Source organism: Zhongshania marina (assembly GCF_002915595.1).
Lineage (GTDB): Bacteria > Pseudomonadota > Gammaproteobacteria > Pseudomonadales > Spongiibacteraceae > Spongiibacter > Spongiibacter marinus_B.
The window spans coordinates 30,947-47,631 of sequence record NZ_PQGG01000036.1 but is presented as its reverse complement, the minus strand read 5'-3'; the positions used below and the strand labels follow the sequence as shown (position 1 = coordinate 47,631).

Sequence of the window (16,685 nt, the reverse complement as noted above, 5' to 3'; positions counted from 1 at the left end):
TGTAGTCGACACGAATTTCCATTGTACGCAAATTTATACTTGCTAGCATAGGAGTTTGGGGAATACCAGAGTAGAAGTGGTGGACAATAACGATAAGCCGCTCTGCTTCGCAATTGATTATAGGCTTGAAGAAATGCAGAAGCTAAGTAAAGACTTAATGAGAGTTATCCTAGTAGCCTTAGTGCTAGTACTGGTCGGCTGCGGAGGCTCGAATAGTATTTCTACTAAAGCTAGTAATACGCCAGACGCAGGAAGCAACCCAGATACAGGTGGTAATCCAGACACCGGCGGCAACCCAGATACCGGCGGTAATCCAGACACCGGTGGCAACCCAGATACCGGCGGTAATCCAGACACTGGCGGTAATCCAGACACTGGCGGTAATCCAGACACTGGCGGTAATCCAGACACTGGCGGTAATCCCGATACCGGTGGTAATCCCGATACCGGAGGTAATCCCGATACCGGAGGTAATCCCGATACTGGCGGTAATCCCGATACTGGCGGTAATCCAGACACTGGTGGTAATCCCGATACTGGTGGTGCCCAGGGTAGAACATTCTTTATTGAATCCGGCCCAAATGCGTCTAACGAGATGCTATTGGCGATGATCGAGGTTAAGCCAAAGGATGTTATTGAGTTTGGCGAAGGCTATTTTGAGCTGACCTCGGGTATCCAGATCTCAGGTACCGAAGATATTTTGGTAAAAGGCCAAGGTATGGATAAAACCGTACTTTCTTTCAAGAACAGTGGTTCACAGGAAGGGTTTTTGGCTACCACCGTGCGTGGAATCACTGTTGAAGATTTAACGGTTCTCGATTCGCCTGGTGATGCATTTAAATTGCAGGGGGTGGATCACGGTACACTGCGTCGCGTTCGCGCATTTTGGTCTAGCGGCCGCAACTTACCTGGCGAAGATACAATTACCGCAGCGAACTATAAAACCAAGTTGAATGTTGCGTGTACCGACCCTGCTCGTCACAACCCTGATAATCCTAATCCCTTAGAGACTGACACCACCTCACCGGATTACACCGTAAGTAAGCTGTCTGGCCGCTACGGTATTTACCCCGTGAATTCACAGAATATTTTGGTTGAGTTTGCTGAGTCGGTTGGTGCGTCCGACGCTGGTATATATGTGGGGCAGACTGATAACGCCATTATTCGTAAGAGTCGTTCAGCTTATAATGTATTCGGCTTTGAAATAGAAAACGTTCGCGGCGGTGAGTACGTAGACAATGTGTCGGAGTGTAATACCGGCGGCTTCTTGGTTTATGACCTAGACGGCTTAACTCGCTATGGTAGCCGCACGCGTATGTACGGCAATATTTCGCGGAATAACAACACCTATAACTTTGCCGAGCCCGGTAGCATCGTATCAAACGTACCTCGCGGTACTGGTATGTTGACTATGGGTTACGACAAAATCGATATATTTGAGAATACCTTCGAAAACAACGGTACTGCCGGTATTGTGCACACGAGTTATAAACTATTTGGCGTGCCTGGTGATCGTCGAATGGATTTATATAGCGAAGGTGTGCACATTTGGAATAACACCTTTAAAAATAATGGTAACGATCTGCCTCTGCCAGATTTTGCCGCTATTATCGATACCGGCGGGGAACAGGTCACGTCAGCATTCCCAATGTTAATCGGTCTAAAAATGTTAGTTGGGGCTGGGCAGTATCGTGGTGCCCATATCGCATGGGATGGCTATGAAGACGAATACAGCGCTGACTGTCCTTACCCAACTGACAGCAAGGGTGATCCCGTTCCTGCAGATGCGGAAGGCAAGCCTATTTCAGGTAATCAGTACCCCAACCCGTCTTGCCGCTACAATGCCTATAAATTTAATGAGGCTGGTGAACGTAAAAAGCCGCTGTGGTGGTATTCCTGTATAGATACTAGCAATAATTTTGACAGCGATAGCGCTACCTTCGCTAATTTCCACGGTACTGAAGGTCTAGAGGCATTGTTATATCTGCCACCGTCAGGCCCAGAAGACATCTTAGACATTCTTACTAGTCTTCCTAACTTCCCAGTGGATACCGATATAATTCCACACCTCTGTGATGATGCCTACGGTAGTAATATGGCAGCGTTACCGCCTATTGTAATACCGGAGTTTGTTCCGTCTGGAAACATTGACCCTGCGCCATCACAGGCACTTATTGATCAGCTTTGTGGGCTCGATGTGCCTGAAGGCGAGATCAATGCAGATGCCTACCGTGTAAATTGTCCGCGTTTGGATCAGTATCATTTATTCAGTGATCCGCAAGATCCAACGAGTTTGCCAAATGGACAAGGTGTTCCCTTTGTTCTAAATACCAAGCTCTTTTCTGACTATTCCACCAAGTATCGTGTGGCCTATATTCCTGAGGGTGAACAGGCTATTTACCGCGATGGAAATGACAGCGCCAATGCGGCAATTTTGTTCCCAGTCGGCACTATTTTAGCGAAGACCTTTTCCTTTACTGACGAGCCCAGCCAAAGCGAGTACGCCGCGGAAACGCGTTTGATTATTAAACGTCAAACCAGTGGTGGCCAGTTATATTGGGAAGGTTTGGAATACCAGTGGTTTGAAGAAAACGGTCAGAAAGTGGCGCGCTTGAAGCAGCAGGGTGCCGTTATAAGTGCTAGTTGGAATTACCATGATGTGAATAGTGGTGAGCATTATGTTGGATCGACCGATGCTTACACACTCCCGAATGCAAACCAGTGCCAGAGCTGTCACGCCAATGACGATGCAGAAACTGGCGCAGCACCGATAGGGCCGAAGGCACGTAATTTAAACCGTCCTTACGTGAGTGAATCGTCGTTGCCAACAGGCATGGATATGCATCCTGTGAATGGCAAAAATCAGCTGGTTTACTGGTGCCAAAACGGCCTAATGAAAAACTGCCCAAGTAATCTTGAGCTTGATCAGGCTACCTCGTATTTGAAAGCGGTAGAGCGTAACCCAATCTTCAATGTTCCTGGTGACTCTGGCTTTACCGCCGGCAGTGACCAAGATATTGAAGCGCGTGTTCGTTCATACTTAGAGGTGAACTGTGCGCACTGCCACAACCCGCGTGGTTTGGCACAGAATACTGGTTTTTACCTCGATGTATTCCGCTCAGTAAACGATACCTTTGGTATATGCAAAGGCCCAACCGCGAGTGGCACCGAAGGTAGAGGCGGTCGTGAATATGACATCGTGCCAGGAAACGCGGCGGAATCTATTTTGCCTTACCGCTTAGGGCCCGAAGCGACGACGCTAGCGTCGCGTATGCCGCCCATTGCGCGGAGCACTGTTCACGGCGCAGCCTTTGACTTGGTTACCAAGTGGATTAACGATGTTGTAGACAGCAGCTACGATAACGCCGACGCCTGTAATACCAGCAGTAGCGGCGGAAGCAGCGGCGGCCTGTGTGCTCCTGATGAAATTCCGCTTATCGGCGGGCAGTGCTTACCTTTAGGTGATTTGCTACCTGTAGGTGGTTTCCTCTAAGGCGAATTTACTGCGAGATTAACGACGCCACCTTCGGGTGGCGTTTTTTGTTGTGGCTATGCATTTTGTCGATGGCGTCGCGAGCCGCACAAATTACTGGCACTTAAAATAGGACTAAGCTTGGTGCTGGAATAGATAAAAATAAGGCGGGGAGTTTGTGGCCACTATTCGTCGTACTTATTTAGCTTCGCCGACGAATAGTGGTGGAGTGAGGCTTTAGATATTACGCCCAATGAGGTCTTTTAGTACTTCATTGGCGCCGGCGTAAATAGACTCAATACGAGCATCGACATACATACGCGCAATTGGGTATTCGAGTATATAGCCGTGGCCACCGAAGAGTTGTAAGCAACGGTTAATCACTTCGCTGTGGGTGTCACTCATCCACCATTTACTCATGGAGGCGAGGTCGCTGGTCATATTACCTTTGATCATTTGTTCAACGGTAAAGTCGACAAAAACCCGTGCAATCGTTGCTTGGGTTTTTACCTCGGCCAGTACAAAGCGAGTGTTTTGCAAGTCTATTAATTTACCGCCAAACATTTTGCGCTCGTGGGCGTACTCTGCAGAGACGTTAAGAGCGTGCTCCATGACCGCAGCGCAATTCACGCCAGTTAATGCCCGCTCATAGGTAAGGTCTTGCATCATTTGATAAAAACCCTTGCCTTCTACTTCGCCGAGTAAACGGTCGGCTGGCACAACACAGTCGTCGAAGAATAATTCTGCGGTGTCGGAGCCGTGCAAGCCAATTTTTTTCAGGCGCTTGCTCACGCTGAAGCCTGGGGTTTTGGTTTCAAAAATGAAGAGTGAAACGCCCTTAGCTTTTTGGCTGGGGTCGGTTTTTGTCGCCAGAATTAAGATGTCGGCGGTTGAACCGTTGGTGATAAAGGTTTTTGAGCCGCTGATCCGGTAATTGTCACCGTCGCGAATGGCCTTGGTGCGCATGTTTTGTAAATCAGTGCCGCCGTCGGGCTCGGTCATGCCCATGCCCGCGATTAATTCGCCACTGCAAATACCTGGGAGCCAGCGTTGTTTTTGCTCCTCGGTGCCGTAGCGCTCAATATAGTGGGCCGCAATAACATGAATTTGCTTACAGGTGCGCCAGCTACTATCACCCGAGACGCATAGCTCGTGGCCGATAACCGCTTCATGGCCAAAGTGTCCGCCAGAGCCGCCGTATTCGGCTGAAATATCTGGGGCAAGAATGCCGAGTTCACCCGCTTTTAGCCAGACTTCGCGGTCTGTATAACCTTGCTCGTACCATTTTTCTTGCTTTGGGGTAATGTGTTCGGCAACGAAGCGGCGTGTCATATCTTGAACAGCGTCTAATTCTTCGTCCATCCAATTTGGGCGGTAATTTTCTATCATCATGGGCTTAGTTATACATGTTGTGAGACATGTATCTATGGTATGTCGCCACTGGAATGCTGTTATCGTCGCTTCCGACGATTCCTTCTTGGTGTATTTTGCTAAGAATCAATGTAACTGCGATTCGGTCTATTTAACGTAAGAAATGACCAAAGAATTTCGACATTGTTATCACTTAGTCAAATAGCCACAAGGTTTTTGTGGGAGGTCCGCTTTGAAACAAGAACAAGCACAACAAACACCATCGCCAGCCACTGCGTTCCCAGGCGGTTTACTGCCACGTCTTGCTGATAAGGCAGCGGTGACGATGGCTGAATCTGGCCAAAGTATGAGTTATGGCGAGCTAGATGCTTTTGCAAACCGCCTAGGCCGCATGTACCAGTGGTTGGGGCTAAAGACCGGTGAGCACGTTGCCTATATGCTCGAAAATCGTTTGGAATGCCCAGCCGTGCAATGGGGCGCTCATTACGCCGGCTTGTACTATACCTTTGTTAGTACGCGTCTGACGCCTGCTGAAGCGGCGTATATTGTAAGTGATTGTGAAGCAAAGGTGCTTATTGTTAGTGCTAAAACCGCTGGCCCCGTATTGGACGCGATTCGCGGTATTGAGAACCCACCGCGCATTTATAGTTTAGACCCAGTGGCCGGATTGCAAGTCTTGGATGATGCGATTTCCGCCTTTGAAGCCAGCCCAATTAAAGGCACCTTTGAGGGCAGCGAAATGCTGTATTCATCGGGCACTACAGGTAAGCCAAAAGGCGTTAAGCCAGCGATGACCGGCTTGCCTTTGGGTAGTTCGTCTATGATTGCCACCTTGATGCAAAGAGGTTTTGGGGTTGGCGAAGATTCTGTTTACCTTTCACCCGCACCGCATTATCACGCCGCGCCGATGAAGTGGGGGCAGGGCGTGACCACCCTAGGCGGCACAGTGATTATTATGGAAAAATTCGATGCCGAGGGCGCTTTGGCGGCTATCGAAAAATACGGTGTTACCCATAGTCAGTGGGTACCAACGATGTTCCATAGAATTTTGGGTTTGCCGAAAGAAGTCAGAGATCGCTACGATTTATCGTCACAAAAAGTGGCGGTTCACGCGGCAGCGCCGTGCCCTATTGCCACCAAGCAAGCCATGATCGATTGGTGGGGGCCAATTATTTTTGAATACTACTCCTGCACCGAGGCGATCGGCATGACCTTTACCGATAGCAAGGCGTGGCTCGATCATCCGGGCACCGTGGGGCGGCCACTACTAGGCGTGCCACATATTCTAGATGAAGAGGGCAATGAATTACCGGCTGGCGAAGACGGCTTGGTGTATTTTGCCGACGGCACGAAATTTAGCTATCACAATGATGAGTCGAAAACTGCTGAAGCCTTCAACGATAAAGGCTGGTCTACCGTAGGCGATATTGGCCATTTAGATGAAGAAGGCTTTTTGTACCTCACCGATCGCAAGAGCAATATGATTATTTCTGGCGGCGTGAATGTATACCCGCAAGAAACCGAAAACTGGATGATTAGTCATCCAGCAATTTATGATGTTGCCGTTATCGGTACACCACATCCTGATTTTGGCGAAGAAGTACGCGCGGTGGTGCAACTGGAGCCGGGCATTGAGCCGAGCGATGCCTTGGTAGAAGAGCTTAAGGACTACTGTCGCGAGCAATTGTCGTCAATCAAGTGCCCGCGAGAAATCGACTTTCGCGCTGAGCTGCCACGCGAGCCAAATGGCAAATTGCTAAAGCGTTTGCTCATTGATGAGTACCGCAAGCTGGCGCAATAGCGGTAAAGTTCGGCGCTGTTCACTCTAAAATGCTGTAGCGGTTTTGGAGTGAATAAGCGCTGGTTGATTGGGAAATTGCAGGACGGTAAAAACTTAAAACTGAACGGGAGTTAGCGGTTTTCTGCAATTTTAAACGCCCGCTTACACATTTTTCAGAACGGTATCGTCATCAAAATCTGGAGCTTCCTCGGCCCACTTTATTTGATCCAATTACTTATCCGCTTGATCAACACCCCACTCGGCGCAAGTGTAGAGCTAAATATCGACGAGATCAGATTCCGTCTCTGGCGCTATTTCAAGGCCGCGCTCTAGTCAGCAGCTTTGATAAGTTTACGTCCAGTTCTTTTAACAGCAGACATATCTAGCGGGCGCGATTTACCGCTGGCCTCACCCTTCTTAAGTGCCTGTCTAAATTCGAAAAGGCGCTCTTGGGAATGCTGATCTTGCCTGATGGGGTGGCAGATGTATTCGCTGTCGTTGCCGAATTGGCCATCATCAATCTGACGCTTCACCAAGTTTCTTGTTGTTCTGTTAGTGTGATTATTTTTCGATGCATGCTCATGGCGGATCCTTAGGTAATCCGAAAGGTATGACATGATCATGCTGCTGCCTAGCCACAAATCAATCTAGCTGCGACTTTAGGTTTACTCATGTGATTTAGAGAATAAATCACCACTACTTGGATGCGCTGCGCAGGCTTTGTTTAACACGCGTTGCGCGTACTTAAGTGATTAAGCCCATACGGCGTGCTATCACTACTGCTTCGGTGCGGTTACCTGCGTTTAATTTGAGGTTGATGCTACGGAGGTGGGTGCGAACCGTTGATTCAGAAACGAATAAGCGTTCTGACATTGCAATATTAGATAGACCTTCGGCTAGTAGTGCCAAGACCTGTAGCTCTTTGGGTGTTAGTGGGTCGGCGGGCATATTTCCGACGGCGGCATTGGTTTGCTGCGAAAGGCTGGAAAGCCGCCGTTCTAGATTCTCCCCTAAAGAGAAGTCAGCGTCTGAGCCCTGTTGCTGCATGTCGCGCAATAGTGACGTGACTTTTGGCCCTTCTTCTATAAATGTGCGTATAAAGCCTTCTTCATTTGCCATACGTACGGCGCGACCCATTGTGCGAAGCGCCATATTGCGCTGACCATCTTCGTGCTGGGCTTCGGCGAGTAAAATTCTTAATTTTAAGGCGCGTCTGACGTGCTGGGTGCGTTCTGCTTCTTTTAGCGCGTCTCTGAGTTTTGGTAGTGCCAGCCCCACTTTTCCGCTGCGTAAGTTCCAGCGTAGGCGGCATATTTCCGGTGTTAGGCTGTCGTTGGCGATATACCAGCGAGTGCTCAGATCGGGCCAGTTAAAGCCTTGCTCAGCGAGTCTAATTTGTTCATCGGCGCCGTCGATATTGCCATTGCTAAGCCAAAAATTGGCACGTTGTAATCGTGCAGAGGCAACTACTCTAGGAAGTTGTAGGGCGTGACCTCGATTTTCTAGCTCGGTTAATAATTCAAAGGCGCTATCGTGATCGGTGTCGAAAAGGATTCTGGCATGGAGGATGTGGGCGCTTATCAGAGCGTCTGCCGGACCGATGTCGCGCACTAGGGGTGCGTAAGCGTCGAATAGTTTTCGGGCTTCGTCTATTTCATCCGCTTCATATAATGCTTCGCCAAGCTGAATGGCTGCAAGAGTAATGCCTCGGCGGTCTCCTTTGCGCGACGCGGAAAATGTGTCCATTGCATGTCGCATGCGTTGGGTGGCTTGCTTTAAATGGCCCTTCATTAAATCTAGCAAGCCTTCGGCAGATTCTGCGAGCACGGCGCCAAAGGTGCCGGCACCGCCAGATTCACTTCCTCGCGCTTGGTCTACATAGCCTCGGGCTGCGTCGTGCTCGCCCATAATAATACTGGTTTGTGTCAGTGCTTGAGACAACATGGCTCGGGCAAAATGATTGTCCTTGCTAACAATGGGCAGCGCGTCCAAGCCTAGTCGATGACCTTCGTCGATATTATCCATCATGCCTAATAGCATTGGTCGTAGCACCATCAGATTAGCGGTGTCGTCATTTGTTAAGGCTTCTGGATTGAGCTCACCAATAATATTCAGCGCTTCTCGCGGGCTTCTGGTAAACGCTGTACTCCAGGCTTTAATCAGTTTTAAGTCGGGATTGTTTTCAATTTCACTATTGGGTAAATGCGCTAGAAATCCGGCGAGCAAACGCAGTCGACCATCATTTAAAAAGCGTTTGGTATTTTTCCGAATAAGCTCGATTGACCGAGTATATTGTTCCGATTTTAGGCAGTGGCGTATGCCGGGTATGGGGCGGTCGTCCGCGAGGTATACATCTGCGGCACGGGCATGCAAGGTGGCTACTTCTTGAGGGTATTCCTTGCGGAGCTGGTTGCTCAGAAAGTCATGGAAAAGCGCATGGAAGCTGTAAACTTGATTTTGCTCATCCGCTAGCGAGACGAAAATATTTTGTTCATAGAGCTGCTGTAGCAAGGTGAGGCTGTCTTCACGTTGGCAGAGGGCGTTACATAAATCTTCTTTGATCTCGTCCAAAATACTAATTTGTAATAAAAACTTTTGTACATCTTCAGGTAGTGCGCTCAATACATCTTCGGCGAGGTACGATGCAACAGCGGCGTTAGATCCTGAAAAGGAATTGATGAATTCGTCGGTATTGCTGCGGCCGTGAAGTGCCATTGAGGCAAGCGACAGGGCGACAGCCCAACCTTCTGTGCTGCTGTATAAGTGGTTTAGCTGCTGGGTATTGAGATTAACGCCGCGTTGTGAGCTAAGGTATGAGGCGGCTTCTTCTTGAGAAAATCGTAAATCATTGGCATTGAATTCTATCAATTGACCTTTGGCGCGCAATTTGGCCAAGCCTAGGTCGGGACTTCTTCTGCTGCCAATAATACAGCGTGAGCCGGGCGGCAAAGAGTTGGTGCCGCGTTGTATTAGACCAATTACGACAGGGTTTTGCAGAACTTCGAAATTGTCGAAATAAATACTAGTGGGGTTTTCGGCAGCCTCAATGCTGTCGATAATCCAGTTGGCCAGCTCGGCATTGCGAGAGGTGCTAGTGCCGGGTAGGGGAGTCTCTGGATTGGCGTTTGCCATTGCCAAGGTGAAACCACGCAAAAAACGGGATACGTCGTTATCGCTGTCGTCTAAGGTCAGCCATGCGACTGCATTGCCCATTCGGCGATCTGCATCTACGAGCTGCATCATTGCCGTTGTTTTGCCGAAGCCCGCCGGCGCTTGTATGACAACAAGGCGGCTGGCATCTAGGTCTTGCTCGTAATCTGCGATGCATTGCCGCGTTAAGCTGTTTGCGGCCCGTCGTGGCGGAATGGTTTTTGCCTTGGCGATACGAGAGCTGAGATTGTGTTTGCTGGCATTGGCTTGACTAGTATTTTCCGAGGCGCTCGGCGCTACTTTTTTGGGCACGTTGTTGGCTTTTTTTCTGCTCATGTAGTGGTCGCAGCGTCGCTTTTAGGGCTAAAGCTCCGTGTCTCTCATCGTTATTTAGTGATAAGAGTTTTGCAGAATCAATACTCGGGGTCAACGCGTTCAGCGCTTTTCGATACGGTGCACCAGTCGCCATACGGTACTTGGCATCCAGCGCCGCAAAATCCAGCTCATTCTGGTCATTGGGCCAGGGAATACCCACAGCGATTTGCCAGGTAATTTGCGTTCTATTTCATCGAGAACGGTTTCTGGCGTGATGGGTGGAAAGATGTCAAAAATTTTGGGCCAGCAGCTTTTGGCTTGCTCAAGTAGGGGGGTTGCCACAATGGGGGGGCAAACACAAACTATGCGCACACCGCTATTGCGGGTTTCGTGAAACAGTACTTCGGTGTAGGCCGCAACAGCATGTTTAGAGGCATTGTAGGCGCCCATATATAAAATGGGCCAGTGCCCAGCCATTGATGCGTAATTTATAAACTCGCCCCGTCCGCGCGCTAGCATTTTGGGCAGAGCAGCTTGGCTGACGTTGACCATGCCACCGTAGTTGATGTTCATAATGCGGTGGATCATGTCGCCACCCTGATCCATGATTTCACTCAGGGGCATAATCGCTGCGGCGTTGGTTAATCTGTCGATGGGGCCAAGAATGTTTTCACATTGCTCGACGGCGCTTTGAACCGCGAGTGGGTCGGTAATATCGCAGAGTAGCTTTAGGAGCGTGTCGGAGTTTGCACCTAATGCATCTAAACCTTGCTGGTTGACGTCGACGGCGGCGACCTTCCAGCCGCTTTGCAGAGCCCGTTTTGCCGAGAGCTGACCGATGCCGCTTCCTGCACCTGTGATAAACAAAACTTGCCCAGCCATTACGGTCTCCTGAGTCACTTATTTTGGGGTGAAAAAATAAGCCCTAATACTAAGGAGTAAGGAGATTTGCTGTCTCGTCGGATGCGACGAGTTTGCAGCTATCGTGTGTGGATTTGGCAACTTACAGCACTAAAATGGTCTTTCTCGGTGGCAATTTATTGCTGGTTAGATTTGATGAAATCCATCACCGCATTGACGAATACTTTGCGCTGTAGAGGGTCGTCTTCACTGATGCTTGCTGCGTTATTTTTGAGATGGCGTATTACCGGCGTCATGGTAACAAAGCCGAGAATCATCGAAAAAATAGCTACTGGCGTAATGCCATCCCCTTTGCCTGGGGAGTATTGATTGAGAAGCAGGCGAAGTTCATTGACTACGTTTTGCAGGGACATTTCGACGAGGAAAACTTGGTTTTCTTCCCAGCCGTCTACTAGGTTTCGCTGCAGGAGTTTTAGGTAGTCTGGGTTTGAGTCTAGGCGCTCAAACATGGCGAAGAGGAATTTATTTAAACGCTCTTCAGGGGTGGCATTGGCGTTGATCTGGTGTAGCAGGTTTGCTGCGTGAGCACTGTACATTTCTTCTTCAACGGCTTTGAATAGGTCTTCTTTATTGCCAAAGTGATGGTAAATTGATGGCATAGAAAAGCCTGATTCGGTCGCAATCTGGCGCATGGTTACGCCGTCAAAACCGTGTCTGGCAAAGAGCTGGGTCGACACCTCAAGAATGATATTTCTGGCGTTCTTGTTACTTGCTTTACGGGTGGACAATAGTGTTTCCTACCTAATATTAACTGCGAAATCTGTGCGGAGAGGGTATCGCCGTTTGACTCTCAACACGATCTATTTTCATAAGAATCGAATGTAAATATTTTACCTTAAATAAGGCGAGATTAGGTAGAAAAGTCGATATTTTCGGCTTTACATTTGGTCGTTTAAAAGTTTCTGTCAGGTATTTTCAGCTACCTGGTAGTTGGCGGGAGGGGTGGAGAGCCTGCCATTTTGAATATCGTCAAATACGACGATACTGCTTGGCGCAAAGTATTGCATTGTAGGTAGGTGAGCGGTACCGAGCTAAATTTAGCCTGTAATACGGCGAAACAACACATAAGGATAGTTTTATGGAACGCGTTGCGATTAACCCAATGGATGCCGCATGGTTGTACGTCGAGAAAGAACAAGCGCCTGCGCATTTTGGTCCTTTAATCTTTATGAGTTGCCCAGAGGGTGATGAAGGCTTTGTGCAGCGCCTGGTTGCTGAGTGGCGAAAATCCCTTACGTTTGCACCGCCGTTTAATTATCGCTTGGCCAAGGGGCTTATCCCTCGCTGGGAAATCACGCCCAACGATCAACTCGATATGGAATACCATCTGCGCCACAGCGCACTGCCAGCGCCGGGCGGCGAGGCCGAGCTGGGGATTATGGTATCGCGGCTGCACTCACATAAACTCGATAGAAAGAAGCCTCTTTGGCAATGTTATGTCATTGAAGGCATCGGGGGTGGTCGCTTTGCGATTTATTTAAAACTCCACCATGCCCAAATGGATGGTATGGCGGCGTCGATGTTGATGGCGAAATGTTTTAGCACCGATCCTGATGCGCGAAATATGCCTGCGCCCTGGACAATTGGCCTAAAGTCGTCGCCTGAAAAACTTGCCGCGGCAAAATTAAAAAAGCAGACAGCTGCAAGCCAAGTGTCTGCTTGGGCTAGGTTGTCTAATATTCGCCGCGCACTGTCTACTCTTGGTAAAGAGGCCTACCTCAATGCTAATTCATCGCTTTTTGCCCCTTATCAAGGGCCAAAGTCGGTCTTGAATGGCAGAATTTCTCCGCATCGTCGCTATGCAACCCAGCGTTTTGAGTTGGCGCAATTGAAGCGTATTGCAGATAAAGCGGGGGTAAAAATTAACGATGTGTTTCTTGCGGTTACCGGTGCGGCATTGCGTCGTTATTTGAGCGAGCAGAATGTATTGCCTAAGAAATCGTTAGTGGGCCAGATTCCTGTGAGTATTCGTCCGGCGGGTGATGATGCCATTGGCAATGCCCTGAGTTTTGTTTACGCGACCTTGGGTACTGATCTTGATGATCCATTAGCGCGGCTGAAGGCCGTAAGCCAGTCGACCGAGTCTGCAAAATCATTGCAAAGTACGCTTACGGTAGATGCCATTGAGGCATATACCTCTATTGTATTGGCACCCTATATTACCGAAACGATTTTGGGTTTAGGCGGCTATTTAAGGCCAGCATCTAATTTGGTTATTTCTAATGTGATGGGGCCGCGTCAGCGTATGTATTTTAATGGTGCCAGAATTGAACATATATACGGCCCGTCGGTACTGTTTCATGGACAGGCTTTGAATATCACTATGTCGAGTTATGCCGATGAAATTAATATTGGTTATACCGCCTGCCGAGATAGCTTGCCGTCTATGCAACGAATTGCTGTATACAGTGGTGAGGCAATGAATGAGCTGGAAGAGGCGCTAGGTTTGTAGTTATACAACATTTGCAAAGCCGCGTATCGATACTATTCGTTACGCGGCTTTTTTATGCCCGCTAATTTTTTGAAGATTTAGGTAGATTAATCATTTGCATATACGTCCACACTATTAAAATAGCAAACAGCGAGCTGGCAATACTCGCAAACTGAATGAGTGTGGAAGATGTGGTTTCGGTGTCTGTGCCCAGTGCATTATACATAGGCCAGCCCGCGCCGGCGTGGCCCATAAAGGCAGCGCAGGGCATAATAAAACAGATAATAATTTGCTGTGCTCCGCGCAATTTGGGCATTAGGGCGTAGATGCTAAGGAAGGGCAGAATAACGGCGGCGGTGTTTGCAAAAAACCACCATGAGGGCATAAAGCCAATTTTAAATGGTTGGTAGCCGTAATAAACCCACACACCAAAATATAGCGGAATTTGCTCTACAAGTGCGGCACTTATTATGACGCCAGCAAAACTCTTCCACACAAAGTGTTGATTCAGACTTTGATCTAATATCTTCTGGTAGCACAGCAGCGGCAATGCGGCGAAATACCATATATAGCCAATTAATACCGCAAGGGGTACCGGATGGCCGTTGGTGGTAATGACATTAAATTGGCCGATTTGTGGGTGTACTGCATTACCGAGTAAATCGACCACGGGTTCTAAATATAAGGTCAGCATAGAGCCGATAAGAAGGTAGATTGGAATGGCACTTTTTTGTTTTATTGCAAGGCGAATCGCGAAAATAACAAAAATGAGGGCGGCGATTCCGTAGACGGAGGTTGTTATCAACTGCGGCATGGCGGGCATAATTAAGCCCGTGGGTGCTTGAGTATATACTAGGTCAATTTCATTCATGATAGGTACCTACACGCTTAGGGTAGTTTGCTGAGGGTGAAATGTGCTGAAAAAGATTCGTTGGTTTCTACTGAATCGCCAAATGGAAGCTCGGGATTGTTGTATTGCACTGACTTTCTAGGTTGATACGCAAATGCTATGTCCATCAACCAGTGCTTATTAAGTTTGGTGCCATACGCTAGCGCGTAGTCGTGCTGGGGTGTCAGCGCAAAGGTAGGTGATAAGCTGGATTTATTAATAATTAAACTGTGATAAGAGTATCCTGCCCGCAAGATGTCGCCGGAGCTAAGTGTTTTTTCTATTCCGATGCTGTACACAATACGGCTGTGCATTTTAACTGAGCTGATTTGTGACAGTGAGTCTACCGGTGCTGGACCGTTGGGCTTGCTGGCTTTGATTTCTAATCGGCGCGTTGCGCCCGCCCAGTCAAACCAATTTGCTTCTAGGGCGATCGCAAAGTCTGGTTTTAGCTTCCAATGGGCACCAATCCCAAACTCCTGCGGTGTTTCTAATCCGCGCATTGATACATTGCTGTACTTTACTCGGCCATTGCCAATGGCGTTGTAGTTGACGGTCATCTTGCCGCCATCTAGATCAATTTTCGACTGGCTGGTGTAGTTCAAGCCCACGGTGAGCTCGGGACTAACATCATATTGCATGCCGATTTTTATATCGCTTCCCCAGCCGTTTAAATCTCTGATTTTTACACCAAAGAAAGTTTGGTTTGCGTCCGCTACGGATGTGTCTTCAAACAGTGTTTGTTCGGCAGTGGCATAGGTTGCGGCGACGACAAATCCCAGTCTTAAGTCCTCGCTAATATTCCATGCCGCACCGCCAGAAAAGCGGAATAAAGAGAACATTGCATTGAGGTCGTCCTTGGTTCCGAAGGCAGTATTTATATTGTCGTAAACATAGCCAAGTCCACCGGCAACATTGACGCCGGCGCCAATGACAATATTTTTGTCTGCTAATCGCTGCGCGTAGCCGGCACCGACCACCCCACCAAGTTCATTGCTTACCCGAACGTCATGATTGTATTCGTCGCGGTGTGCTATTCGCGCTATTGAAAATCCTGTTGCGCTATAGTCAGAGTGGGATAGTTCAATATTTGCCAAGCCAGCTGGATTTGCGATAAGTGATCCGGTGTCGTCTGAGTTGGCAATGTCTGCGCCTCCTAGTCCGGTTTGTTCCGCGCCGTAGGCGGTTAAGTATAGGCCATTGGCAGCGAAGGACATTGGAGATAAACAAAGCGCTGCCAGTAGCAGAAATAAATTTCTGCCATAAGGGGTTTTCATATCGGCGATCCTAGGTGGCGATTGTTGCCTGCGAAATTCGCAGGCTTTATTTTTAGTATTATTGAGTTCGAGTAGTATTTTGCTTATTAAAATATGAACATAATCAAACCTGAACTTGTCCCCCAGTCATAATGATTAGCCCAATACAGCTTACAAAGACCCAAGCTTCACAGGATAGGCGCAACGTAGTGGGTGCGTGTCCGACTTCCATGAAATGCATGATGACTAAGCGGACTTTGAAGAAGGCGAGTATCAAAATTGCGGCAGACTCTAAAAAGGCTTTTTCAAAAAGCATGCCGTGGTTGATACCTACCACCCAAGAGAAAATACTGATCAACATCAGTACGATCCAGATAACAGTTTCTTTTGAAAAAATTAAGTTACGCATAATTTAAGGAATCAAATAAACGAGAGGAAAAATAATAATCCAGAGTAAATCTACCATGTGCCAATACAGTGCGCCGCTTTCCAAATTGTCTACGTCGGTTTGGCTTATATGTTTACTACGGTAAAGCGACACGGCGTAATAAATGAGCAGCGGTACACCAATAACCACATGGAAATAGTGCATGCCGGTAAGTATGTAGTAGAAGACATAGAAATTATTGCTGAGATAGTCTATGTCTAATGCCGCTTTGTGCTGATATTCGAGGGTTTTCAGAATAACAAAGCCAGTGCCAAATAGGGCGGCACCTGCCATAGAAAAGGAGGCGTATTTCGCCAAGCCTTTACGTGCAGCTTTAAGGGCCATTACCACCAGCCAAGAGCTACACAGTAGGAATAAGGTATTGATCGAGCCAATATTAACGTCTAGTTGCGCCTGAGACTGACGAAATAGTTCGATTTCGTCTAGGCGGTAGTAGGCAAACATGCAAAAGAAAAGTGAGAAGCACGCCATATCGCCCAGCAAAAACAACCAGATCATTTCGTCGCCTGGCATATGCTTTTCTTGAGTCTTGTCTGTTGCCTTAGTTTCTTTCACGGCTGACATATTATCTTCGTAAGTCGACATTATCGTTATCTAATTTAAATAGAGCAAAAGTGGGTGGATCTTTAAAAAGACCCGTCAAATACCGCGT

General features: G+C 48.2%; 12 protein-coding genes. 3 read left to right on the top strand and 9 right to left on the bottom strand.

The features are described 5' to 3' along the window. The first annotated feature begins 133 nt into the window (after positions 1–133). Positions 134–3,493 (top strand): parallel beta-helix domain-containing protein, encoded by a 3,360-nt coding sequence (locus tag C0068_RS15945; RefSeq protein ID WP_269844905.1) that lies wholly within the window; start codon positions 134–136, stop codon positions 3,491–3,493. Between the two features lie 216 nt (positions 3,494–3,709). On the opposite strand, the gene C0068_RS15940 is transcribed toward C0068_RS15945, so the two are convergent. After that, entirely contained in the window at positions 3,710–4,864 is a 1,155-nt protein-coding gene (locus C0068_RS15940; RefSeq protein ID WP_199176204.1) for an acyl-CoA dehydrogenase family protein, read from the bottom strand. Positions 4,865–5,075: 211 nt separating this feature from the next. On the opposite strand from C0068_RS15940, the gene C0068_RS15935 reads away from it, so the two are divergent. Continuing rightward, on the top strand, positions 5,076–6,644 hold the full coding sequence (locus C0068_RS15935) for an acyl-CoA synthetase (protein ID WP_233208840.1): 1,569 nt from the start codon (positions 5,076–5,078) through the stop codon (positions 6,642–6,644). 308 nt (positions 6,645–6,952) lie between these two features. On the opposite strand, the gene C0068_RS15930 is transcribed toward C0068_RS15935, so the two are convergent. The 4 genes from C0068_RS15930 to C0068_RS15915 all read right to left on the bottom strand — a co-directional run bounded on the left by C0068_RS15930 (position 6,953) and on the right by C0068_RS15915 (position 11,737). Then, on the bottom strand, positions 6,953–7,156 hold the full coding sequence (locus C0068_RS15930; RefSeq protein ID WP_199176203.1) for a ribbon-helix-helix domain-containing protein: 204 nt from the start codon (positions 7,154–7,156) through the stop codon (positions 6,953–6,955). 211 nt (positions 7,157–7,367) lie between these two features. Beyond that, positions 7,368–10,109: a winged helix-turn-helix domain-containing protein gene (locus C0068_RS15925; RefSeq protein WP_103685480.1), complete on the bottom strand. Its 2,742-nt coding sequence runs from the start codon at positions 10,107–10,109 to the stop codon at positions 7,368–7,370. Positions 10,110–10,208: 99 nt separating this feature from the next. Next, the gene (locus tag C0068_RS15920; protein ID WP_103685479.1) at positions 10,209–10,970 is read right to left on the bottom strand and encodes an SDR family NAD(P)-dependent oxidoreductase; all 762 of its coding nucleotides are present in this window, start codon (positions 10,968–10,970) and stop codon (positions 10,209–10,211) included. Positions 10,971–11,125: 155 nt separating this feature from the next. After that, complete coding sequence (locus C0068_RS15915; protein WP_103685478.1) at positions 11,126–11,737, bottom strand: TetR/AcrR family transcriptional regulator; 612 nt, start codon at positions 11,735–11,737, stop codon at positions 11,126–11,128. 350 nt (positions 11,738–12,087) lie between these two features. On the opposite strand from C0068_RS15915, the gene C0068_RS15910 reads away from it, so the two are divergent. Continuing rightward, on the top strand, positions 12,088–13,461 hold the full coding sequence (locus tag C0068_RS15910; protein ID WP_103685477.1) for a WS/DGAT/MGAT family O-acyltransferase: 1,374 nt from the start codon (positions 12,088–12,090) through the stop codon (positions 13,459–13,461). 61 nt (positions 13,462–13,522) lie between these two features. Here the strand turns inward: C0068_RS15910 and C0068_RS15905 are convergent, their stop codons facing one another. From C0068_RS15905 to C0068_RS15890, 4 genes are all read right to left on the bottom strand, one after another. Next, entirely contained in the window at positions 13,523–14,311 is a 789-nt protein-coding gene (locus tag C0068_RS15905) for a hypothetical protein (protein WP_103685476.1), read from the bottom strand. Between the two features lie 17 nt (positions 14,312–14,328). Beyond that, a complete protein-coding gene (locus C0068_RS15900; RefSeq protein WP_103685475.1) occupies positions 14,329–15,606 on the bottom strand; it encodes an OmpP1/FadL family transporter in 1,278 nt (425 codons plus the stop codon). Positions 15,607–15,709: 103 nt separating this feature from the next. Continuing rightward, positions 15,710–15,994, bottom strand: a complete 285-nt coding sequence (locus C0068_RS15895; protein WP_103685474.1) for a cytochrome C oxidase subunit IV family protein — start codon at positions 15,992–15,994, stop codon at positions 15,710–15,712. A gap of 3 nt (positions 15,995–15,997) precedes the next feature. Then, positions 15,998–16,618: a cytochrome c oxidase subunit 3 gene (locus C0068_RS15890; protein ID WP_103685473.1), complete on the bottom strand. Its 621-nt coding sequence runs from the start codon at positions 16,616–16,618 to the stop codon at positions 15,998–16,000. Between the last annotated feature and the right edge of the window lie 67 nt (positions 16,619–16,685).

Bases quoted from the DNA above. Each gene is read 5' to 3' on its own strand.
- C0068_RS15900 (WP_103685475.1), bottom strand. From the start codon at position 15,606: ATGAAAACCCCTTATGGCAGAAATTTATTTCTGCTACTGGCAGCGCTT.
- C0068_RS15920 (WP_103685479.1), bottom strand. From the start codon at position 10,970: ATGGCTGGGCAAGTTTTGTTTATCACAGGTGCAGGAAGCGGCATCGGT.
- C0068_RS15910 (WP_103685477.1), top strand. From the start codon at position 12,088: ATGGAACGCGTTGCGATTAACCCAATGGATGCCGCATGGTTGTACGTC.
- C0068_RS15945 (WP_269844905.1), top strand. From the start codon at position 134: ATGCAGAAGCTAAGTAAAGACTTAATGAGAGTTATCCTAGTAGCCTTA.
- C0068_RS15905 (WP_103685476.1), bottom strand. From the start codon at position 14,311: ATGAATGAAATTGACCTAGTATATACTCAAGCACCCACGGGCTTAATT.
- C0068_RS15940 (WP_199176204.1), bottom strand. From the start codon at position 4,864: ATGATGATAGAAAATTACCGCCCAAATTGGATGGACGAAGAATTAGAC.
- C0068_RS15895 (WP_103685474.1), bottom strand. From the start codon at position 15,994: ATGCGTAACTTAATTTTTTCAAAAGAAACTGTTATCTGGATCGTACTG.
- C0068_RS15925 (WP_103685480.1), bottom strand. From the start codon at position 10,109: ATGAGCAGAAAAAAAGCCAACAACGTGCCCAAAAAAGTAGCGCCGAGC.
- C0068_RS15890 (WP_103685473.1), bottom strand. From the start codon at position 16,618: ATGTCGACTTACGAAGATAATATGTCAGCCGTGAAAGAAACTAAGGCA.